This window comes from Streptomyces inhibens, from assembly GCF_022221585.1.
Classification (GTDB): Bacteria; Actinomycetota; Actinomycetes; order Streptomycetales; family Streptomycetaceae; genus Streptomyces; species Streptomyces inhibens.
On the sequence record NZ_CP084681.1, the window covers coordinates 6,974,519 to 6,995,694 of the forward strand.

Genomic DNA, 21,176 nt, shown 5'->3' on the forward strand with positions numbered 1-21,176 from the left:
CCCACCATCGTACTTTGATCCAACTTCTGCCTTTACGCACCGTTGGAACCCTCGACGAGGGCGAGTGTCACCCACACTCGTCGAAGGGTCCAGTCGTACGTCTCTGATCAGGCCGGGGAGGGTGCGGGCCGGCGCTGGCTGACGCGGTGGTCGGCCTGCCGCAGCAGCTCGCACGGGTCGTCGAGCGGCGGGGAGATCCATGTCTCGTTGATGGCCCGCTTGAGCTCCTTGGCGAAGCCCTCCGGCCCCTCCCGCAGCGTCCGGTCCCAGCCGCTCGTGGCCACCGCGCCGGCCGCGCCGAGATCGAGACAGGTCGAGTACGGATCGGGTGCGAAGTCCACCGGCGGCAGACCGAGCAGATCGGCGGCCGCGTTGTGGCCGGCCACCTTGCCGAGCGGGGTGGCGTGCTGACAGCTCTGCAGCACGGTGCGGCCGCCCTCGGCCCCGGCCGCCGCGGTGTCCCCGGCCGCGTAGACGCCCGCGACGCCGCGCACCCGCAGTCCGGCGTCCACGGCGAGCCGCCCCAGCGCGTCCCGGGGCGCGGGGATCTGCGCGGTCAGCGCGCTCGCCCGCATCCCCGCGGTCCACACGGCCGTACGGGCGGGCAGGGCGCTGCCGTCGGAGAGGCGCACCGTGTGCTCGTCCAGGCCGGTGACGGTGGTGCCGGGGCGGCGCTCGATGTCCAGCTCGTCCAGCGCCTCGGTGATCACGGGGCGGGCCGCCGCGCCCAGTCCCTCGCCGATCACCTGCGCGCGCTCGACCAGCACCACCCGCACCTCGTCCGCGGCGCCGTACGGGGCCGCCTTCGCGCGCAGCCGCCCGACCAGCTCGGTGGCGATCTCCAGCCCGGTGAACCCGGCGCCGACCACCACCGCGGTCCAGCGGCCGGGCCCGTCCGGCGCCTCGGGCAGCGACCGCAGATGCTCCTCCAGCCGCACCGCGGCCGGCAGGGTGTCGATGTCGTGCAGCAGCGCGGCGCCGGGCAGCTCGGGGCGCATCACCGCGCTCCCGGTGGCGAGCACCAGGCGCCGGTACGCCACCTCGGTGCGGCTGCCGTCGGCCGCGGTGGCGGTCACCCGGCGCCGGGCGGTGTCCACGGCGGTCGCGGTGGCGGCGATCCGCCGTACGCCGACGGGGCCCAGCACCCGGTCGAGCGGCACCCGCAGCCGGGCCGGGTCGGCCTGGTAGAGGCGTGGCCGCAGGGCCAGATCCGGGTGCGGGGTGAGCAGCGCCACGGAGTGCGCGGCGGGTCCGGTCTTGTGCGCGCGCAGCAGCCGGGTCGCCGCGGCGGCGCTCCACAGTCCGGCGAAACCGCCGCCCAAAACCAGGACATCAAACATCCGGATTCCCTTCACAGTGCCCCACGGGCCGGCCCCGGGGAGTGAATCCGGATGCTACACATCCAGATTGATTCTGGATACGGTCAATCCAGAATCGGCGCGTGCAGTCCCCACGGGTGGGGCGTGGCTGATACTGGAGGGGTTATGGAAATCGTCATCCTTGCTGTACTCATCGCCGTGGTCGTGCTCGGCGCGATCAGCGGGCTCGTCGTCAGCGGCCGCAAGAAGAAGCAGCTGCCGCCGTCCCCGCCGGCTGCCCCCAAGCCCTCCGTCACCGCGCCCCCTGCCGAACCCCATGTCGGCGAGGAGGCCGAGACCCCCCGCGACGAAGAGCGTCGCACCATCGAAGAAGTCACGCTGCCCACCGCCGAGGCCCCCGAGGCCGAGGCACCGGCAGCCGAGCCCGAGGCACCGGTCGCGCCCGCGATCGAGGTCCCCGAGCCCACCGCCGGACGGCTCGTCCGACTGCGCGCTCGGCTCTCCCGCTCGCAGAACACCCTCGGCAAGGGCCTGCTGACCCTGCTCTCCCGCGAACGCCTCGACGAGGAGACCTGGGAGGAGATCGAGGACACCCTGCTGACCGCAGACGTCGGCGTCGCCCCCACCCAGGAGCTGGTCGACCGGCTGCGCGAGCGGGTCCGGGTCCTCGGCACCCGTACCCCCGAGGATCTGCGCGCGCTGCTGCGCGAGGAGCTCCTCGCGCTGATCGGCACGGAAGCCGACCGCACCGTGCACACCGCCAACGGCATCGGCAACGGCGGCGACGAGATCCCCGGCGTCGTCCTGGTCGTCGGCGTCAACGGCACCGGCAAGACCACCACCACCGGCAAGCTCGCCCGTGTCCTGGTCGCCGACGGCAAGTCCGTGGTCCTCGGCGCCGCCGACACCTTCCGCGCCGCGGCCGCCGACCAGCTCCAGACCTGGGGCGAGCGGGTCGGCGCCCGTACGGTCCGCGGGCCCGAGGGCGGCGACCCGGCCTCGATCGCCTTCGACGCGGTGAAGGAAGGTATCGCCGAGTCCGCCGATGTCGTCCTGATCGACACCGCCGGCCGGCTGCACACCAAGACCGGTCTGATGGACGAGCTCGGCAAGGTCAAGCGGGTCGTCGAGAAGCACGGCCCGGTCGGCGAGGTGCTCCTCGTCCTGGACGCCACCACCGGCCAGAACGGTCTGGTGCAGGCGCGGGTGTTCGCCGAGGTCGTGGACATCACCGGCGTGGTGCTCACCAAGCTCGACGGCACCGCCAAGGGCGGCATCATCGTCGCCGTCCAGCGCGAGCTCGGCGTACCGGTCAAGCTGGTCGGGCTGGGCGAGGGCGCGGACGACCTGGCGCCGTTCGAGCCTGAGGCGTTCGTCGACGCGCTGATCGGCGACTGACCGCGCGCCCCCCTGCGCCGGAACCGGCGCCGGAGCACGATCACGGAAGGGCCCCTCCGCTCGCCTGCGGTGGGGCCCTTCTCGTACCCGGCGGCCATCGATCGGGCCACCTCTACAGGGAGTGGTTCCCTCCGCCGGAGCGGCGGCGGTTCAGCCGCAACGAGGTGTACGCCAGGGTGCCCAGCAGCAGCCGGGCCTGCGGCGGGCGGTCGGCGGTGTCCAGCGTCGGGGGGCGCAGCCAGCGCATCGGGCCGTGGCCGCCGAAGTCGGAGGGGGGCGCGGTGATGTGGTCGCCGGCGCCCAGGGGGCGCAGGTCGAGTGCGGCGTCGTCCCAGCCCATCCGGTAGAGCAGATCGGGGAGTCCGGCGGCGGCGCCCGGGGCGACGAAGAACAGCGCACGGCCGGTCGGGGTCACCGCGACCGGGCCGAGCGGCAGCCCCATCCGCTCCAGCCGCGCCAGGGCGTTGCGGCCCGCCGCCTCCGGCACGTCGAGGATGTCGAACGACCGGCCCACCGGGAGCAGGAGGGCGGCGCCCGGGGTCTCCGCCCAGGCCGCGGCGGCCTTCTCCAGTGTGGCGCCGGCCGCCAGCTCCTCGCCTAACGCCAGGGGGTGCGCGCCGGGGGAGGGGCAGTCGGCGACGCCGCACGAGCAGTCCGTACGGCTGCCGGTGCGCACCGCCCGGGCGCCGGGGGTGACATCCCAGCCCCACAGCCCCGTGTACTCCGCCACCGCCGTGATCTCGGTCGAGCGGGCGCGGCGCCGGGAGCCGGAACGCATCTCCCGGATGCCGCCGATCGTGAAGCCCATGCCCCCTCCAACGGGTGGTGCGTGTCAGTGGTTACGAGTCGGCGGGTTGACGACGGGTCTTCTTCACGCTCCGTCCACGACCCGCGGCGCCGGTGGTGCGACGTGGTGTGCCGGGTGGTGCGGTGGGCCGTGCGAGCCCTCGCGTGCTTCGCTCCGCCCGCTCCTGCTCGACCTGTGTCAAGTCAATCGCGAGAGCCGGCCGGGGAGTTCATTCGAAGGGGTGGCGAATGGTGGCGTTTCCCCGATCGCCCTCGCGAGGGGCGTGATCGTAGGATTACTTTCAGTGCACGAACCCCGGAGAGGCACCCTTCGCACGGGTATGCCGATGGCAACGCACCGGTTGACCACAGGCCAAAAGGTGTGGGCGGAATCCGTGATCGGGTAGATGTACCCCGGACAGGCGTCGCAACGTGCTGCAACCTGTGGGTGGTTCGCACCAAGCACGAGGCACCAGGCACCAAGGCAGCTATCGGGATGGGAGCTTCCAGTGGGCGGCAATGGCGGCACGGGCGGCACCGACGCTGTCAAACAACCCAACGCACAACTGGGTTCGTGGTTCATGCGCAGCGGCTGGTCCAAGGGCGAGCTGGCGCGACAGGTCAACCGCCGGGCGCGCCAGATGGGCGCGCATCACATCAGCACCGACACCTCCCGCGTACGCCGGTGGCTCGACGGCGAGCAGCCGCGCGAGCCCATTCCCCGGATCCTGTCCGAGCTGTTCTCCGAACGCTTCGGCTGTGTCGTCGGCATCGAGGAACTGGGGCTGCGCTCCGCCCACCAGTCCCCGTCCGTCTCCGGCGTCGACCTGCCCTGGGCGGGGGCCCAAACCGTCGGCCTCATCAGTGAGTTCTCCCGCAGCGACCTGATGCTGGCCCGCCGCGGATTCCTCGGCACCTCCCTCGCACTCGCCGCCGGACCCAGCCTCATCGAACCGATGCAGCGCTGGCTGGTGCCGGTGCCCGCGGGCACCGCCGGCCCCGAGGAGCCCGACCGCACCAAGCGGCACGCGCGGCTGTCCAAGCCCGAGCTGGACCTCCTGGAGGCGACGACCGCGATGTTCCGCCAGTGGGACGCGCAGTGCGGCGGCGGACTCCGGCGCAAGGCGGTGGTCGGCCAGCTCCACGAGGTCACCGACCTCCTCCAGGAGCCACAGCCCGCACCGGTCGCCAAGCGGCTCTTCAAGGTCGCCGCCGAGCTCGCCGAGCTCGCCGGCTGGATGAGCTACGACATCGGACTGCAGCCCACCGCGCAGAAGTACTTCGTGCTGGCGCTGCACGCCTCCAAGGAGGCCGGCGACCGTCCCCTGGGCTCGTACATCCTCTCCAGCATGAGCCGGCAGATGATCCACCTCAGCCGGCCGGACGACGCGCTGGAGCTGATCCATCTCGCCCAGTACGGCAGCCGGGACACGTCCACCCCGCGCACCCAGGCCATGTTGTATGCGATGGAGGCCCGCGCCTACGCCGGGATGGGCCAGCCCAGCAAGGTCAAGCGGGCCGTCCGGATGGCCGAGGACACCTTCTCCGACGTCACGCCCGGCGAGCCCGAACCGGACTGGATCCGTTTCTTCTCCGAGGCCGAGCTGAACGCCGAGAACGCCCACTCCTACCGCGACCTGGCCTATGTCGCCGGCCGCAGCCCCACCTACGCCTCGCTCGCCGAGCCCGTCATGGAGCGCGCCGTGGAGCTGTTCCGCAAGGACCCCGAGCATCAGCGTTCGTATGCGCTCAACCTGATCGGGATGGCCACCGTACGGCTGCTCCAGAAGGAGCCGGAGGCCTGCGCGGAGATGGCACGGCAGGCCATCCCGTTCGCCCGGCAGGTCCGCTCGGAGCGGGTCAACACCCGGCTGCGCAAGACCGTGGACTCCGCCGCCCGGGAATTCGGCGGTGTCGCCGAGGTCATCCGGCTCAGCGACGAGCTCGCCCGGCAGCTGCCGGAATCCGCGGAGGCCGTCTGACGGCCCCAAGAACACCGGCCACGGCCCGCCGCCCCGTACAGCCCGACTCGGCTCCCCCCTGCCAGGTCATGCGGACGGCGGCCGTGGTCGGGCCCCCCTTTGCGCCTGAACCGGCGCCGCTTTCGCGGAGGTGGCTGGTCGCCGTGGGGGTTGCTCAATTGATGGTTGCGGTGGGCGGGCGGTGGACGGGCGGTGGGGGTTTTCGTGGGCTGAACGGGTGGGGTGTCCGCTGATCTCGGAGTTCACCAGGGCGTAACACTCATGGGGTCTTCGTCACTGCGGTGAAACACCGGCAAGGTTTGGCCGAAACCACGCTGCGACAACCTCATCGCGAAGTCGGCCCACCAGAAACACGCCCGCACGGGCCGCATCGACGACGAGGAGACGCCGATGCCCCCAGGCATCCTGACGCTTGCAGCAGACAAAGTGACACTGAGCCCGGCGAACACCGGGTTCATACTGATCTGCTCCGCACTGGTGATGGTCATGACCCCCGGGCTCGCCTTCTTCTACGGCGGCATGGTCCGGGTCAAGAGCGTGCTCAACATGCTGATGATGAGCTTCATCAGCCTCGGCATCGTCACGATCCTGTGGGTCCTGTACGGATTCGGGCTCGCGTTCGGCACCGACAAGGGCGGCTTCATCGGCTGGAACGGCAGCTTCGCCGGCCTCAGCGGTATCGGCCTGACCGAGCTGTGGGGCGCCACCACCATCCCGATCTATGTCTTCGCGGTCTTCCAGCTGATGTTCGCGATCATCACGCCCGCGCTGATCAGCGGTGCGCTCGCCGACCGGGTGAAGTTCACCGCCTGGGCGCTGTTCATCGCCCTGTGGGTCACCGTCGTCTACTTCCCCGTCGCCCACTGGGTGTGGGCCGACGGAGGCTGGCTCTTCAAGCTGGGCGTCATCGACTTCGCGGGCGGCACGGCCGTGCACATCAACGCCGGTGCCGCGGCCCTCGGCGTGATCCTGGTCGTCGGCAAGCGCATCGGCTTCAAGAAGGACCCGATGCGGCCGCACAGCCTGCCGCTGGTGATGCTCGGCGCCGGACTGCTGTGGTTCGGCTGGTTCGGCTTCAACGCCGGCTCCTGGCTCGGCAACGACGACGGCATCGGCGCGGTCGCCTTCGTCAACACCCAGGTCGCCACCGCCGCCGCGATGCTCGGCTGGCTGGCGTACGAAAAGCTCCGGCACGGTTCGTTCACCACGCTCGGCGCGGCCTCCGGCGCGGTCGCCGGACTCGTCGCGATCACCCCGGCCTGCGGCTGCGTCAGCCCGCTCGGCGCCATCGCGGTCGGCGTGATCGCCGGTGTGCTGTGCGCCATGGCCGTCAACCTGAAGTACAAGCTCGGCTACGACGACTCCCTCGATGTGATCGGAGTCCACCTCGTCGGCGGTGTCGCCGGGTCGCTGCTGATCGGCCTGTTCGCCACCGGCGGTGTGCAGAGCAAGGCCAAGGGCCTGTTCTACGGGGGCGGCTGGGACCAGCTCGGCAAGCAGGCCGTCGGTGTGGTCTGTGTGCTGCTGTACTCCCTGGTCGTCAGCTACGTCCTTGCCAAGGTCATCGACCTGGTGATGGGCTTCCGGGTCAGCGAGGACGAGGAGATCTCCGGAATCGACCAGGCCGCGCACGCGGAGACCGCCTACGACTTCACCGGCGCGGGCGGCGGCACCGCGGCCCGCAAGGGACCGGCACTCGGCGAGGCCCTGACAAAGAAGGTGGACGCGTGAAGCTCATCACGGCAGTAATCAAGCCGCACCGGCTGGACGAGGTGAAGGACGCCCTGCAGGCCTTCGGTGTGCACGGACTGACCATCACCGAAGCCAGCGGCTACGGCAGGCAGCGCGGGCACACGGAGGTGTACCGCGGCGCCGAGTACACCGTCGACCTGGTGCCGAAGATCCGCATCGAGGTGCTCGTCGAGGACGCGGACGCCGAAGAGCTGATGGACGTCGTCGTCAAGGCGGCCCGCACCGGCAAGATCGGCGACGGGAAGGTGTGGAGCATCCCCGTCGACGACGCGGTACGGGTGCGGACCGGCGAGCGGGGCCCGGACGCCCTGTAGCCGGCCGGCGGTTCCGGCTCCGGTCCCCGCCGGGCCGGAGCCGCCGCCCGAGCGGCGGATAGCCGCACGCCCCGCGGCGGCACAGACTGATCGTGCGGCCCGCGGCGCGGGGGACGGCCCGCAGGGGGACGGGTCGTACGAGGACGAAGGTGACGGCGGGGGACAACACGACCAAGGAGCGCGCGAGTTGACCGAGAGCGTCGAGGAAACGGCAGGACCGGCCGGAACACCGGGCCCAGCGAGCGCGTCCGGGCCCGCCCTCGAAGGCGGCTACCCCGCGGCCCGGCTGCGGCTCCTCCAGGACGAGGCGCCCTCCGGACCCGACCGCCGCGCCGCCCTCGCCCGGCTGACCGACGACTGGCTGGCCGGCCTGCTGAAGCGGCACGCCGGCGCCGCCGGACTGTCCGGCACCGCGCTGGTCGCCGTCGGCGGCTACGGCCGCGGAGAGCTCTCCCCGCGCAGCGACCTCGACCTCCTGCTGCTGCACGACGGCCGCGCCGACGCCGGCGCCCTCGCCGCGCTCGCCGACCACCTCTGGTACCCCGTCTGGGACCTCGGCCTGGACCTCGACCACTCCGTACGCACCCCGGCCCAGGCCCGCAAGGCGGCCCGCGAGGACCTCAAGGTGCAGCTCGGCCTGCTCGACGCCCGCCACCTGGCCGGGGACCCCGAACTGACCGCCGCGCTGCGCACCACCGTGTACGCCGACTGGCGCGAGACCGCCCCCAAGCGGCTGCCCGAACTCCACGACATGTGCCAGGAGCGCGCCGAGCGGCAGGGCGAACTGCAATACCTCCTCGAACCCGACCTCAAGGAGGCCAGGGGCGGACTGCGGGACGCCACCGCGCTCCGGGCGGTCGCCGCCTCCTGGCTCGCCGACGCCCCGCGCGGCGGCCTGGAAGCCGCCCGCAGCCGACTGCTCGACACCCGCGACGCGCTCCACCTGACCACCGGCCGCGCCACCGACCGGCTCTCCCTCCAGGAGCAGGACCAGGTCGCCGAGGCCCTCGGCATGCTGGACGCGGACGCACTGCTGCGGCAGACCTACGAATCCGCCCGCACCATCTCCTACGCGGCCGATGCCACCTGGCGCGAGGTCGGCCGGGTGCTGCGCGCCCGCTCCGTCAAACCCATGCTGCGCGGACTGCTGAACGGCCGTGCGGCAGGCAGGGGGGAGCGCTCACCGCTCGCCGAGGGCGTCGTCGAGCTCGACGGAGAGGCGGTACTGGCCCGCACCGCACGCCCCGAGCGGGACCCGGTCCTGGTGCTGCGCGCCGCGGCTGCCGCCGCCCAGGCCGGACTGCCGCTGGCCACCCACGCGATCCGCCGCTGCGCCACCGCGTACGCCACCCGGCCGCTGCCCGTGCCGTGGCCCGCCGAGGCCCGCGAGCAGCTGGTGACGCTCCTGGGCGCGGGCGCGCACACCGTGCCCGTATGGGAGGCGCTGGAGGCCGAAGGCATCATCACGCGGCTGCTGCCCGACTGGGAGCGCGTCCGCTGCCGCCCGCAGCGCAACCCCGTCCACACCTGGACCGTCGACCGCCACCTCGTCGAGACCGCCGTCCGGGCCTCCGCGCTGACCCGCCGGGTGCACCGCCCCGACCTGCTGCTGGTCGCCGCCCTGCTGCACGACATCGGCAAGGGCTGGCCCGGCGACCACTCGGTGGCCGGCGAGACCATCGCCCGCGACGTGGCGGGCAAACTCGGCTTCGACGCCCGCGACACCACGGTGATCGCCACCCTCGTACGCCACCACCTGCTGCTCATCGAGACCGCCACCCGGCGCGATCTGGACGACCCCGCGACCGTCGGGGCGGTCGCCGACGCGGTCGGCGGCACCGGCACCCTGGAGCTGCTGCACGCCCTGACCGAGGCCGACGCGCTGGCCACCGGGCCCGCAGCATGGAGCGCCTGGCGCGGCGGGCTCGTCGCCGACCTGGTCAAACGGGTCGCCGCGCGGCTCGCCGGCGAGCCCGAGGAGGACGTACGCGGCGCGGACGAGCCGACCGCGGAGCAGGAGCGGCTGGCGATCGAGGCCGGGCGCACCGGCGGCCCGGTCCTGGCCCTGCGCGCCCGCACCGAACCCGCCACCGAGGACGCCGACGAAGCGCCCGCCCAGGAGCCGGTCGGTGTCGAGCTGCTCATCGCCGTCCCCGACCAGCCGGGCGTGCTGCCCGCCGCGGCCGGCGTGCTGGCCCTGCACCGGCTCACCGTCCGCGCCGCCGACCTGCTGCTCCTCGATCCGATCGGCGACGGTCCGGTCCTGCTGCTGAGCTGGCGGGTGGCCGCCGAATACGGCTCGCTGCCGGACGCCGACCGGCTCCGCGTCGACCTGGTCCGCGCCCTGGACGGCTCCCTCGACATCCCGGCCCGGCTCGCCGAGCGGGAACGCGCCTACGCCCGCCGCTCCCGCGTCGTACTGGCCCCGCCACCGCGTGTCACCGTCGCCGGCGGCAGCTCCCGCACCGCCACCGTCATCGAGGTCCGCGCCCAGGACGCACACGGCCTGCTGCACCGCATCGGCCGGGCCCTGGAGGCCGCCGGCGTCGCCGTCCGCAGCGCGCACATCAGCACGCTGGGCGCGAACGCGGTGGATGCGTTCTATGTCACGGGGACGGACGGTGCGCCCCTGGCGGACGGGGTGGCCCAGGGGGTTGCGGCGGCCGTGCAGGCCGCGCTTCAGTAGACGCCCGGGAACAGGCCAGGAACGGTTCGCTTGCGTGGCCGGATACCCTAGAAGCCGACTGGACCCCGCCCCCGACCCCGAGGATCGACGACCGCCGTGTTCGATACGCTTTCCGACCGCTTGGCGAGTACTTTCAAAAACCTCCGGGGCAAGGGCCGCCTGAGCGAGGCGGACATCGACGCCACGGCGCGCGAGATCCGCATCGCGCTGCTCGAAGCGGATGTCGCCCTGCCCGTCGTCCGCGCCTTCATCAAGCAGGTCAAGGAGCGCGCGAGCGGCAGCGAGGTCTCGCAGGCGCTGAACCCCGCCCAGCAGGTCATCAAGATCGTCAACGAGGAGCTCGTCGGCATCCTCGGCGGCGAGACCCGCCGTCTGCGGTTCGCCAAGACCCCGCCGACCGTGATCATGCTGGCCGGTCTCCAGGGTGCCGGTAAGACCACCCTCGCCGGAAAGCTCGGCCGCTGGCTCAAGGCGCAGGGCCACGCCCCGCTGCTGGTCGCCTGTGACCTCCAGCGCCCCAACGCCGTCAACCAGCTCGCCGTCGTCGCCGACCGCGCCGGCGTGGCGATCTACGCGCCGGAGCCGGGCAACGGCACCGGTGACCCGGTCCAGGTCGCCAAGGGCTCCATCGAGTACGCCCGCAGCAAGCAGCACGACGTCGTCATCGTCGACACCGCCGGCCGCCTGGGCATCGACCAGGAGCTGATGCAGCAGGCCGCGGACATCCGCGACGCGGTCAGCCCCGACGAGATCCTCTTCATCGTCGACGCGATGATCGGTCAGGACGCGGTCAACACGGCCGAGGCGTTCCGCGACGGCGTCGGCTTCGACGGTGTGGTGCTCTCCAAGCTCGACGGTGACGCCCGCGGTGGTGCCGCGCTCTCCATCGCGCATGTCACCGGCAAGCAGATCATGTTCGCCTCCAACGGCGAGAAGCTGGACGACTTCGACGCGTTCCACCCGGACCGCATGGCGTCCCGCATCCTGGGCATGGGCGACATGCTGTCGCTCATCGAGAAGGCCGAGCAGACCTTCAGCCAGGCCGAGGCCGAGAAGATGGCGGCCAAGCTGGCGAAGGGCCCCAAGGAGTTCACGCTCGACGACTTCCTGGCCCAGATGGAGCAGGTCCGCAAGATGGGCTCCATCTCCAAGCTGCTCGGCATGCTGCCCGGCATGGGGCAGATGAAGGAGCAGATCAACAACCTCGACGAGCGCGAGGTGGACCGCACCGCCGCCATCATCAAGTCGATGACCCCGGCCGAGCGCCAGGAGCCGACGATCATCAACGGCTCGCGCCGTGCCCGTATCGCCAAGGGCTCCGGCGTCGATGTCTCCATGGTCAAGAACCTCGTCGAGCGGTTCTTCGAGGCCCGCAAGATGATGTCGAAGATGGCTCAGGGCGGCGGGATGCCGGGCATGCCCGGGATGCCGGGCATGGGTGGCGGCGCCGCCCGGAAGAAGAAGCAGGTCAAGCAGGCCAAGGGCAAGCGCAAGAGCGGCAACCCGATGAAGCGCAAGGCCGAGGAAGAGGCCGCGGCGGCCCGCCGCGAGGCCGCCCAGGCCGGCAACCCGCTGGGCCTGCCGCAGGGCAACGAGGCCCCGCAGAACTTCGAACTCCCCGAGGAATTCAAGAAGTTCATGGGCTGAGCCACCGAGCTCCGGTTCGTGAGCCCCTGGCCACCACGGTGTGGCCGGGGGCTCCTGCCGTCTACACCCGCCCACCCCCCGAAGGGGGGTGGGCGGCGGGGAAAAAACAAAGGCACGGGTGGGCGGCGGGTAGGGGGCACGCCCATGGGCCCCGCGCGCCTCTTGGACGCCCGCTGCTACGGCTCCGCGACCGGCCGCCCCCACGGGTCGTAACACCCCGTCAATTCCGGTGTGCCGCCCGACAGTCCGGACACGACGGCGACCGTGCTGCGGGTGACGAACACCTGGGTGCGGAAGGCCAGTACGGCGGTGTCCCCGGGCCGGGCGTCGCCGGGCGAGAGCAGCCGGTAGTAGTCGATGTGCTCCGCCGGGGCGTGCTGTACCGCCAGGCGGGCGCCGGTGCGCGGGATCAGCGCCGAGCCGACCCCGGACCGGGGGTAGAAGCCGCCACCGAACAGCGCCGGCCGGCCGTCGGCCAGGACATGCGCCACCTCGCTGACGTACACATAGCCGGGGGCCTCCGGCTGCCCCGGGTCGACGGCGTGCAGGGGAGTGGTGCCGGTGAGCGCATGCCCCGGCTCCCCGTGCGTGGCGCCGAGCCGGGCCAGCAGCGGCAGGCTCGCCATCGACGTGGCGCCCGGCGCGCTCAGCAGCAGCTCCGCCGGGTCCGCCCCGGCGCGCGCGGCGAGCATCTCCCGAGCGCGGAGGGCGAGCGGGAGGTTCGGGGTGGGCAGCGGCCGGCCCGTACCGGGAGCGCACTGCAGGCACGGGAACGCCGTGACGCCCGCGATCCGTACGCCCGGCAGCCGCTCCGCCCCGGCCGCGAACGCCTCCAGCCCGGCCGGCGGCACCCCGCCCTCCTGCCCCGGATACCCCGCGCCGGGCGCCGCCTCGATACGGACCAGGATGTCCTGGACGAGGCCGAGTCGGCCGGCCGCTTCCGACACGGCGCGGGCGTTGGCGAGGTCGTAGACGGTGACCGCCTCGGGGCGCCGGGCCAGCATCCCGGGCAGCGCACGGTGCGGGATCTGCACCAGATGGCCGAGGTTCCCGGCCCGCGCGCCCGCCGCGTACAGCGCCCTGGCCTCGGGCGGGTCGATGGCGGCGAAGCGCGGGATGTGCCGGGCGATGGCCCGGATCAGCTCCGGATTGCGGCCGAGCTGCTTGACCACGAACCAGAGCGAGAGCCCCAGCCGGTCGGCCTCCTCGGCCAGCAGCGCGGCGTTGGCGGCCACCGCGTCCAGATCCATGACGTATGTATCGGGCCCGATGGCGCCGCTTCGGTGCAGCTCGGTCGCGCAGGCGACCAGCCGGGGATTGCGGGCGAGGACGGTGTCCAGGAACACGGTCAGTCCTTGGGCTCGGGCGCGACGGCCGGGCCGGGGGTGCCGGGGGCGCCGGGCGTTGCGCGGCCTTCGGGGGCGGGGCGACTGGGGCCCAGACTCAGGCCCCCGTCCACATCGCGCCGTTGCGCCCCGTCGCGCCGTTGCGCCCTGTCGCGCGGTTCCGCCCCGTCGCGCGGTTCCGCCAGCGCCCGCCGCAGGATGTCCAGCACCAGGTCGGCGCCGGCCCGCATGGGATTGATCCGTACGGTCCAGTCGGCGAGCTCGGGGGCGTCGGCCAGCGCGGAGCCGGACAGGCGGTAGAAGAGCGGGGCGATCTCATAGCGGGAGTTGGCGCCGACCGGGTAGGGGGCCGCGCCGTGCCGCGCCGCGGCGGCCGGCAGCCCACGGGCGACCGGCCGGGCCAGGCGCACCAGCACACAGCGGTCCTGCGCATTGGCCAGCGCGGCCTCCGCGACGCCCGGCACCTCACCGGCCGCCAGCCGCCCGGCGACCTCGGCCGCCACCTGCGACTGCACCGCCCACATCACCGGCACATGCGTCAGCGCCCGCAGCGCGTCCAGCGCCTGATGGCCCTGGACCTGACCGCCGCCCGAATAGTTGTCCTCGTGCACCCGCGCCACCAGGTCCGCGGCGCCCACGACGACGCCGACGCCCTCCGGGCCGTGCAGCTTGAACAGCGAGAAGCAGGACGCGTCGGCGCCCAGCTCGACCCCGCACGCCGGCACCCGCAGCGCCGCGTAGTTGTCGTCCACCACGGTGCGTACGCCCGCGGCCCGGCACGCCGCCAGCACCGCGCCCAGGTCGTAGGAGTCGGCGAGCCGCTGCCGGGTGTGCTGGACGTACGCCCAGCGGAAGTCCCCCGACGCGAGCGCGCGGGCCGGCTCCCGCGGATCGTTGAAGTCCGCCTCGACGGTGGCCGCGCCCAGGCCGCGCAGGGTGTGGGCGGTGGTGCGGTAGACCGGCGCACGGTGGATCAGCAGCGGATCGCCCGCCTCCAGGACGGCGCCGAGTGCGGCTCGGATCGCGCCGGTGCCCGCGCCCTGCACCAGCGCCGCGGCCTCGGCCCCGAAGAAGTCGGCGAGCACCGCCTCGACCCGTGCGGTCGTCCGCGGACGACCGAGGCCCGGCACCACCCCGGCGTCCGCCGCGAAGAGCTGGGGGCCTTCGAAGTGCCGGGCGGTGCACTCCAGCAGCCGGAACTGCCGGGCCAGCGCGTCGGGCACACCAACGGCCGGCAGCGGGCTGGTCCGTGGCAGACGCACGCTCATTCCGGCTCACGCCCCGGCAGGCACCCGCCGGCGACGGACGACGCGCCGTCCGCCCCGTCCCGCCCGGTGAGGAACCGCAGCGGATTGCGCCGCGTCAGGGTGTCGATCAGCGTCTCGTCCACCCCGGCCGCCCGCAGCTTCGGCACAAAGGACCGGAACAGATGCCCGTAGCCCGTGCCGCCCTCGCTGACCAGATAGCCGTGCCGGGAGACATCGCAGCTGAGCAGCGCCCGGTCGGCGTAGCCGGATTCCAGCAGCGCCAGCAGCAGCCGCAGCCGCACCCGGTCGCTCTGGTAGCCCTCCTTGCCGACGGTGTCGAACGCGACATACGCGCCGGCCGCCGCCAGCTCCCGGTGCGCGGCCGGATCGTCCAGCAGGTCCTGATGGCCGATGCTGACGCGGTGCGGCGGCAGCCCGGCCGCCGTCAGCAGCTCCAACTGGGCGAGGCCACCGCGGCCGAGCCGGGCGTGGGTGGCCACCGAGAGACCGGTCGCGGTGGCGGCGAGCGCCGCCGCGGTCAGGGTCCGCGCCTCCGCCTCGCTCGGCAGGTCGCCATGGCTGCCGACCTCGCCGATCACCCCGGGGCGGATGCCCGAGCCGCCGCAGCCGCGCTCGATCTCCCCGACCAGTGTCCCGGCCAGCTGCTCGGCGCTGGTACGGCTCAACTCACGGGGGTGGAACGGCTCGTAGTACCAGCCGGTCCCCGCGACGACCGCGACCTTGGAATCCGCGGCGATCCGGGCCATCCCGTCCACATCACGCCCCATGCCCCGGCAGGTCAGCTCGACGACCAGCGAGAGCCCGAACTCGGCGCGCAGCGACGCCAGTTCCTCGGTGATGGCGGCCCGGTGCCCGGCTGTCAGACGGGCACCGCTGTCGGCGCCCCGGGTGAGATCGAGCGCCAGATGCTCATGCGCGAGCACCGGTCCGCGCACGGCGGAGGCGGGCAGCGGGCCCGTGACGGTGTGCAGCAGATCGTTCATGCCTGCCTTCCCGGCCGTATGGGGCGGCCGAACCCGTCAGGAGCGAACTCCGTCAGGAGGTCAGAGGGGTGAACAGGTCCAGCCCATACAGGACGTTGAGCAGGACGCCGCCGACGACGACCGCGGCGGGGCCCGCGGCCATCCGGACCACGACCCGCCCCATCGCCTCGTTCAGCAGATACAGCCCGCCGACGATCAGGATCCCCAGCCCGCCGCCCATCGCGTTCGCGGCCATCAACGAGCCGAACAGGATGGCCAGTTGGAGGGTCGCACCGATCGCCGCGCGCAGCTGCTCGGAGGAGTCGCGTACGGACGGCAGCCCGCCGAGCACCCGGCCGATCCCGCTGAGCGCCAGCACCTCGACGGCGAGCACCAGCGCCCCGCACACCAGCGCCAGCCAGGGGCTCGGCAGCAGATAGCCGATCGGGTAGACGAAGGTGAAGCCGGCGATGCCGTACGCGCCGGAGGCCAGCGCGGTGGTGGCGATCAGCGGCAGGAAGCCGAAGGCACGGTAGAAGTCGACCTGCGCCGCCTCCGTGGTCCGCCCCTTGGCGATCAGGAAACTCGTCGCCTCACCGCCGCCGAATATGTGCAGCTGCGCCAGCAGACAGACCCCGGCGCCCAGCACCATGAACAGCGGCAGATGGCGCCGCAGCCGGGCCGCGCTCGCGCCGAACAGCGAGGCCATGGGGTCGTCGGCGGGCAGCTCCGCCCGGCCCCCTCCGGTCGCCGCCCGCTCGCTTCCGGTCGCCGCCCGCTCGCTTCCGGCCCCCGCCCGCTCGCCTCCGGCCCCCGCCTCTTCCGCCCGGGTCGTCGCCGGGTCCGTACGCCGCTGCCGCAGATCCCTGACGACCGCGAAGCCGATCAGCAGCAGCACCCCGACCGCCATCGCGAGCGCCCCGGCGAACACCTTCGGCCACAGCTTCATCGTCAGCACGACGAGGACCAGCTCCACCGCGCCCGCGAGCGCGCCGCGCAGCCTGCCGAACTGCTTGCTGATCGCCAGCACCGGGAACAGCGTGAACAGGAACAGGATCGGCGTCGACATCTGCTGCATGGCCGTCAGGAAGTCGACCGGCAGCTCGTGCGCCACCTTGTCGGCGCCCTTGAGGCCGAAGACCACCACCGCGCCCCAGGCGCCGCCCAGGACCGGCGCCAGCCACTTCTTCGGCGCGAGCAGCCCCAGCAGATCGGTCGGCAAGAACACCAGCCACGGGTTGAGCACACCCGACGACAGCGCCATCGGCGCGCCCAGACCGAAGATGAACCCGGCCGACAGCCCGAAGGAGACCGCGGTGGTCGCGCCGCGGGTGGTCCGCCCCTGTAGGAAGTCCAGCATGAAGGGCCGTACGCCGTCGTTGAAGACCGCCAGCGCCAGATGCGCCAGGAACGCGGTCAGCGCACACAGTCCGATGACCGTCAGCTGCTCGGCCGGCGAGAAGTCGAGACCGCCGGCCGCGGTGGCCAGTTGGGGGCCCGCTCCGGGGAGGCTGCCCACGGGTCAGGCCGTACGGGCCGCGATGGCGCGGGCGAGCGCGGGGGTGACCGCGTCGATCTGGTCGACGGCGAAACCGAAGACCTTCTTGCCCTCGTCGAGCAGTGCGTCGATCTGTTCCGCGGTGGGCACCGAGCGGCCGAAGGTGTGGCAGGCGGCCGCGCCCAGCAGCCCGACCAATACGCCGAGCGAGGCTCCGGCCCCGGTGTGGCAGGTGCCGAGAAAGTAGTCGGCCCGCCCGGCGCGCAGCTGCACCGCCGCGTCCATGTCGTTGCTGAGCACGATCTCGACGCCGGGCAGCCCGAGCCCGGTCACCGTGCCGGCGACCTCGGACTTGCCGACGCCGCCGGTGAGGATCTTGGTCATCCTTGTCATCTCGGTCATGTCGATCATCTCGGTCATGGGGTCTCCCTTCGCGGTGCGGCCGTGGGCAGGGGCGGGGCCGGCGGCGACGGCGGCGCCGTGGGCGGCACCGGGGCCGGATGCACCGCCCTGCCCTTGTCCAGGACGGCCAGATGCAGTGCCAGGAAGTTGATCTCCGATTCGGGGAGCGTGGTGCCCAGCTCGCGGTCGGCGCGTACGGCGACGGCGCGGGCGCGGGCGAGCGCCTCGGGACGGCCCGCGAGCTCCTCGGCCACCGCCGCGTCCGTGGGGAACGCCTCCAGGGGCGCGCCGTCCAGCAGCCGGGTCAGCGCCATCAGCAGATGACTGGTGAGCATCCCGGCACTGTCCTCGGTGACCGGCCGGCCCTCGGCGGCCAGCGCCGCCAGCTCGTCCGTCACGAACGCGGCGACCTCCGGCCGTACCTGGCCGCTGTCACGGAAGAGGCGGATGCGCCGGGCGAGCCGGGATTCCATGGGCGGCCGTCCTTCCCTCGAAGTTAAACAGTAACCAGGATTCTGGATTCTGTTCCTTAACGTGCCGTCACTTTTTGCCGGCGGCAGGGTCCGTGGGTGGCTGCCGCTCCGTCAGTACGCCGGGACGCGCTCGCCCCGCAGCACCTCGCCCTGTACGGCCGTGACCGTCGACAGATCCAGCACGTCCCGCACCGCCGCCAGCGCCCCGGCCCCCTCCTCTTCCTGCGCACGGCCTATCAGCGCGGCGCTCGCATGGCGCACCGCCAGATCACGGGTCAGCTCGTCGCCCAGCGGCAACACCTGTACCTCCGAGCCCAGTTGCCCCGGCACCTCGTCCAGATTCCACACCGTCGCATCGGCTCGGCCCTGCGCGAACACCTCCCGCAGCTGCACAGGAGAGCACGGCACCCACTCCACCGCCGTGCGATGCGCGAAGAACCGCTCGGCGAGCATCCGCTGATCCTCCGAGCTGTCGTCCACGGCGACCCGCAACCTGGGAGACCCGAGCGTGGCACCGGGCCGCAGCAGCACACCGTGCGCGCCGGCGTACGTGGCGGGGCCGAGGTCCGCGATCAGCTCGACGGGCTGCCGCTCGACCATCCGGTCGGCCGCGAAGCGGGACAGCACCGCCAGCTCGACCTTGCCCTCGACCAGCGCGGCGACCCGGGCGGCCGCGCCCCGCCGGAAGGTCATCGCGAACGGCGCGCCGGCCTCCTCGAAGGCGACCCGCAGCCCCGTCGCCAGCCCCTCGTAGCGCCGGGAGTACGGCAGTGGCATCGCGGCCAGGAGCGTGCCGAGGCCGGACAGTCGCCACAGGGCCGCCCGGTCGGCGGCGACGAGGAAGGTGCCGAGATGGCCCCGGGCCACGGTCTTGATCGCGCCCGCCTCCTCCAGCAGCCGGAGCCCCGCCTGCACCGTGCCGTTGCCGACCCCGAGCCGCTCGGCGAAGTCCCGGACCCGCGGCAGCCGCCCGCCCACGCCGTCGGCGCCCTGCCGGACCAGCAGGGCCGCCAGCTGCCGGGCGGCGTGCCCGTTGCGGGTCAGAAAGCGTGCGTCGATGCCGCTGAGGGCGGTGCTGCCATGGCTGCCGTTCACACAAATGACAGTAAACAGGATCCTGGATACTGCCAAATGCGCTCCGAAAGGCACCTCCCACCCCATGCTCCCCACGCCCTGCCGGTCCGCCGGCGAGCCGCCCGCAGCCTCCTCCTGACGGCCCGCCCTGCCGCCCCTACCGCCCTATCGTGTCCGCGCGATCAGATACCGGAACACATTCGGCATCCAGACCGTCCCGTCCGCCCGCTGATGCGGATGCAGCGCCTCCGCCAGCTCCTTCTCCACCTGACGCTGCTCGGCCACCTCCAGCGCCGCATCGAACAGCCCCGTCGACAGCAGCCCGCGCACCGCGCTCGCCATGTCCGCGTACCCGAACGGGCAGGCCACCCGCCCCGAACCATCGGGCCGCAACCCGGCCCGGTCCGCCAGGTCCTCCAGATCGTCCCGGCCGCTGGGCAGCCACCCGGTGGAGCCGACGACGTAGTCGCTCGGAGGATCGGCCAGCCGCTGCGCCACCCGCAGCACCCCGGCCGTGGCACACCGTTCCACCGGGCCCCAGCCGCCCAGCACCACCGCGCTGCCGCGCTCCGCCAGCCCGGCCGCCGCGGTCAGCGACGTCGTCAGCCCCTCGATCGTGCTCACACAGCCCACCGGATGGAACGCGGTGACCACGTTGAAGGGCGCATCCCCGGGCGCCGCGGCCTCCAGGCCGCCACTGACCACCCGGGTGTGCTCCGGCATACCGTCCGGCGTGAGCCGCTCGCGCGCCAGCTCCAGCCGGGTCTCGTCCGCGTCCACACCGCTGACCTGCGCCCCGCGCGCCGCCGCGAGCAACAGCGCCAGACCGGACCCGCAGCCGAGCCCCAGCAGCCGGGTGCCGGGGCCGACCCCCAGGCGGTCGTAGGTGGCTTCGTAAAGGGGCACCAGCATCCGCTCCTGGATCTCGGCCCAGTCACGGGTGCGCTCCCGTGACCGGGCCGGAGCGTGTGGGCCGTCGCAGCGCATGGATCCGGAGTGCGGAAGCTGGTGCCGCACAAGCGTGGGTGACATCGATAGCGCCCCTATTCGCCGAGAACCAGAAGCTGTTCGGTACCGATCGCCCCCGTGATCGCGCGTTGTGCGCCCCCGCAATCCAGACAACTGCGCATCCGTCCGGGCGTCCAGGGGATGCGCCGGGGTTGTCTCCCGCGCGCCCCCGTATGCGCCGGGCCCGCTCCCTGGAGCGCCGTTCCAGGGTGCCCCGGCGCGCGTGGTTCCGCCACGGCAACGCCCGCCGCCCGAACGCTCCACGCGCCCCCCGGGCCACGTCGGCCGGCCGTGTCCGATGCCCCTACGGTGGGATACGGGCCGGTGCCTGCGGGCACAGGTTGCCCCCGTACCATCGCCGCGGTGATCGTCGCGCCGGCGGCCAACCGGCTTACGCCATGCGGCGTACGCGGGGTTACGTACCGGCTTGCGGGTCACTGGGCGTCTTCTCCACAGATCGGCGCACCACGCACTCGGCACGGCCCATGACCGGAAACTGACTGGTACGTGCAAATTATTTGGGATGGCCCGGAATCGGAACACTGGGCGACCCCGGCTCGTTGTCACGACGTGAGCACGACACCGCCTGTTCTCGCCGCCGAGCTGGCGCTCGCGTGGGCCGATATTCAACGGCACCACCCCGAGCTGCCGGACCTGGCCGCGCCCGAGTCCCTGATCGGAGAGTCCTCGTCCGCCTGTGGCGCCGAACTCTCCTTCGAACGGCTGCTCCATGAGGCAGTCCACGGCATCGCCGCCGCCCGCGGCATCCGCGACACCTCCCGCGCAGGCCGCTACCACAACCGCCGATTCCTGGCGATCGCCGAGGAACTGGGCCTGGACCACGCCGACGAGCCGCACCCCAGCAGCGGCTTCTCCCTGGTCACGCTCAATCCCGAAGCCAGGAGGCGCTACCGCCCCACCATCGAACGACTGGCCAGAGCCCTCAAGGCGCACAGCGCCGCGACCGCCACCGACACCGCCCGCAGTTTCCGCGGCCCGGCCGCCCGGCACGGCTCCTCCGGAGGCGGCGTCCGCGTCAAGGCCGTCTGCGACTGCGGCCGCAATGTCCGGGTCGTACCCTCCGTGCTCGCCCAGGCGCCGATCGTCTGCGGCGGCTGTGGCAAGCCCTTCCGGATCCCCGAGGTGGCCGCGGTCGGCTGACCCAAAGGCGTGTGGCACAATGGCTAGCTGTACTCGACAGTCGCACAGGACCCCTCTCTCCTCCGGCTGACGCGTCCATCGGGCACCCGAGTACCGCAAC

The 21,176-nt window shown here is 72.9% G+C and carries 18 protein-coding genes; 7 read left to right on the forward strand and 11 right to left on the reverse strand.

From position 1 onward, the window contains the following. Positions 1–107: 107 nt before the first annotated feature. Positions 108–1,340: an NAD(P)/FAD-dependent oxidoreductase gene (locus KI385_RS31650; RefSeq protein WP_238575506.1), complete on the reverse strand. Its 1,233-nt coding sequence runs from the start codon at positions 1,338–1,340 to the stop codon at positions 108–110. Positions 1,341–1,484: 144 nt separating this feature from the next. Here KI385_RS31650 and ftsY point away from each other — a divergent pair, with 144 nt between their 5' ends. After that, entirely contained in the window at positions 1,485–2,717 is a 1,233-nt protein-coding gene (gene ftsY / locus KI385_RS31655; RefSeq protein ID WP_128508994.1) for a signal recognition particle-docking protein FtsY, read from the forward strand. A 112-nt stretch (positions 2,718–2,829) separates the two neighbouring features. Here the strand turns inward: ftsY and KI385_RS31660 are convergent, their stop codons facing one another. Beyond that, on the reverse strand, positions 2,830–3,525 hold the full coding sequence (locus KI385_RS31660; RefSeq protein WP_238575507.1) for a bifunctional DNA primase/polymerase: 696 nt from the start codon (positions 3,523–3,525) through the stop codon (positions 2,830–2,832). 487 nt (positions 3,526–4,012) lie between these two features. Between KI385_RS31660 and nsdA the strand changes: the two genes are divergently transcribed. Next, positions 4,013–5,485 (forward strand): transcriptional repressor NsdA, encoded by a 1,473-nt coding sequence (gene nsdA, locus KI385_RS31665; protein WP_238575508.1) that lies wholly within the window; start codon positions 4,013–4,015, stop codon positions 5,483–5,485. A 242-nt stretch (positions 5,486–5,727) separates the two neighbouring features. On the opposite strand, the gene KI385_RS31670 is transcribed toward nsdA, so the two are convergent. Continuing rightward, positions 5,728–5,973 carry a hypothetical protein gene (locus KI385_RS31670; protein ID WP_238578108.1) on the reverse strand — a complete coding sequence of 82 codons (246 nt, stop codon included), beginning with the start codon at positions 5,971–5,973 and terminating at the stop codon, positions 5,728–5,730. Here KI385_RS31670 and KI385_RS31675 point away from each other — a divergent pair. The 4 genes from KI385_RS31675 (at position 5,876) to ffh (ending at position 11,884) form a co-directional block, all read left to right on the forward strand. Continuing rightward, the gene (locus KI385_RS31675; RefSeq protein WP_238575509.1) at positions 5,876–7,216 is read left to right on the forward strand and encodes an ammonium transporter; all 1,341 of its coding nucleotides are present in this window, start codon (positions 5,876–5,878) and stop codon (positions 7,214–7,216) included. The two genes, KI385_RS31670 and KI385_RS31675, sit on opposite strands and share 98 nt — an antisense overlap. Then, complete coding sequence (locus KI385_RS31680) at positions 7,213–7,551, forward strand: P-II family nitrogen regulator (RefSeq protein WP_238575510.1); 339 nt, start codon at positions 7,213–7,215, stop codon at positions 7,549–7,551. The genes KI385_RS31675 and KI385_RS31680 overlap by 4 nt, the downstream gene beginning before the upstream one ends. A 187-nt stretch (positions 7,552–7,738) precedes the next feature. Beyond that, entirely contained in the window at positions 7,739–10,237 is a 2,499-nt protein-coding gene (locus KI385_RS31685; protein WP_238575511.1) for a [protein-PII] uridylyltransferase, read from the forward strand. A gap of 96 nt (positions 10,238–10,333) precedes the next feature. Next, entirely contained in the window at positions 10,334–11,884 is a 1,551-nt protein-coding gene (gene ffh, locus KI385_RS31690) for a signal recognition particle protein (protein WP_238575512.1), read from the forward strand. A gap of 176 nt (positions 11,885–12,060) precedes the next feature. Here the strand turns inward: ffh and KI385_RS31695 are convergent, their stop codons facing one another. The 8 genes from KI385_RS31695 to KI385_RS31730 all read right to left on the reverse strand — a co-directional run bounded on the left by KI385_RS31695 (position 12,061) and on the right by KI385_RS31730 (position 19,939). Beyond that, positions 12,061–13,230, reverse strand: coding sequence for an alanine racemase (locus KI385_RS31695; protein WP_238575513.1), 1,170 nt, complete (start codon positions 13,228–13,230; stop codon positions 12,061–12,063). A 2-nt stretch (positions 13,231–13,232) separates the two neighbouring features. Beyond that, positions 13,233–14,498, reverse strand: coding sequence for an aminotransferase class V-fold PLP-dependent enzyme (locus KI385_RS31700; protein ID WP_238575514.1), 1,266 nt, complete (start codon positions 14,496–14,498; stop codon positions 13,233–13,235). Continuing rightward, entirely contained in the window at positions 14,495–15,481 is a 987-nt protein-coding gene (locus tag KI385_RS31705; RefSeq protein WP_238575515.1) for a phosphotriesterase family protein, read from the reverse strand. Before KI385_RS31705 ends, KI385_RS31700 begins: the two co-directional genes overlap by 4 nt. Before the next feature lie 52 nt (positions 15,482–15,533). Then, a complete protein-coding gene (locus tag KI385_RS31710; protein ID WP_238575516.1) occupies positions 15,534–16,979 on the reverse strand; it encodes a YhfT family protein in 1,446 nt (481 codons plus the stop codon). Between the two features lie 3 nt (positions 16,980–16,982). Next, complete coding sequence (locus KI385_RS31715) at positions 16,983–17,342, reverse strand: DUF2620 domain-containing protein (protein WP_238577940.1); 360 nt, start codon at positions 17,340–17,342, stop codon at positions 16,983–16,985. A gap of 32 nt (positions 17,343–17,374) precedes the next feature. Further along, positions 17,375–17,833 carry a PRD domain-containing protein gene (locus KI385_RS31720; protein WP_425356989.1) on the reverse strand — a complete coding sequence of 153 codons (459 nt, stop codon included), beginning with the start codon at positions 17,831–17,833 and terminating at the stop codon, positions 17,375–17,377. 111 nt (positions 17,834–17,944) lie between these two features. Beyond that, positions 17,945–18,928: a GntR family transcriptional regulator YhfZ gene (yhfZ, locus tag KI385_RS31725; RefSeq protein ID WP_238575517.1), complete on the reverse strand. Its 984-nt coding sequence runs from the start codon at positions 18,926–18,928 to the stop codon at positions 17,945–17,947. A gap of 144 nt (positions 18,929–19,072) precedes the next feature. Continuing rightward, on the reverse strand, positions 19,073–19,939 hold the full coding sequence (locus tag KI385_RS31730; RefSeq protein WP_238575518.1) for a methyltransferase domain-containing protein: 867 nt from the start codon (positions 19,937–19,939) through the stop codon (positions 19,073–19,075). 546 nt (positions 19,940–20,485) lie between these two features. On the opposite strand from KI385_RS31730, the gene KI385_RS31735 reads away from it, so the two are divergent. Further along, complete coding sequence (locus tag KI385_RS31735; protein ID WP_238575519.1) at positions 20,486–21,076, forward strand: hypothetical protein; 591 nt, start codon at positions 20,486–20,488, stop codon at positions 21,074–21,076. The last annotated feature ends 100 nt before the right edge of the window (positions 21,077–21,176 follow it).

Bases quoted from the DNA above. Each gene is read 5' to 3' on its own strand.
- KI385_RS31675 (WP_238575509.1), top strand. From the start codon at position 5,876: ATGCCCCCAGGCATCCTGACGCTTGCAGCAGACAAAGTGACACTGAGC.
- KI385_RS31670 (WP_238578108.1), bottom strand. From the start codon at position 5,973: ATGACCATCACCAGTGCGGAGCAGATCAGTATGAACCCGGTGTTCGCC.
- KI385_RS31715 (WP_238577940.1), bottom strand. From the start codon at position 17,342: ATGACCAAGATCCTCACCGGCGGCGTCGGCAAGTCCGAGGTCGCCGGC.
- KI385_RS31660 (WP_238575507.1), bottom strand. From the start codon at position 3,525: ATGGGCTTCACGATCGGCGGCATCCGGGAGATGCGTTCCGGCTCCCGG.
- KI385_RS31720 (WP_425356989.1), bottom strand. From the start codon at position 17,833: ATGGAATCCCGGCTCGCCCGGCGCATCCGCCTCTTCCGTGACAGCGGC.
- KI385_RS31700 (WP_238575514.1), bottom strand. From the start codon at position 14,498: ATGAGCGTGCGTCTGCCACGGACCAGCCCGCTGCCGGCCGTTGGTGTG.
- KI385_RS31705 (WP_238575515.1), bottom strand. From the start codon at position 15,481: ATGAACGATCTGCTGCACACCGTCACGGGCCCGCTGCCCGCCTCCGCC.
- KI385_RS31730 (WP_238575518.1), bottom strand. From the start codon at position 19,939: ATGTCACCCACGCTTGTGCGGCACCAGCTTCCGCACTCCGGATCCATG.
- ftsY (WP_128508994.1), top strand. From the start codon at position 1,485: ATGGAAATCGTCATCCTTGCTGTACTCATCGCCGTGGTCGTGCTCGGC.
- KI385_RS31650 (WP_238575506.1), bottom strand. From the start codon at position 1,340: ATGTTTGATGTCCTGGTTTTGGGCGGCGGTTTCGCCGGACTGTGGAGC.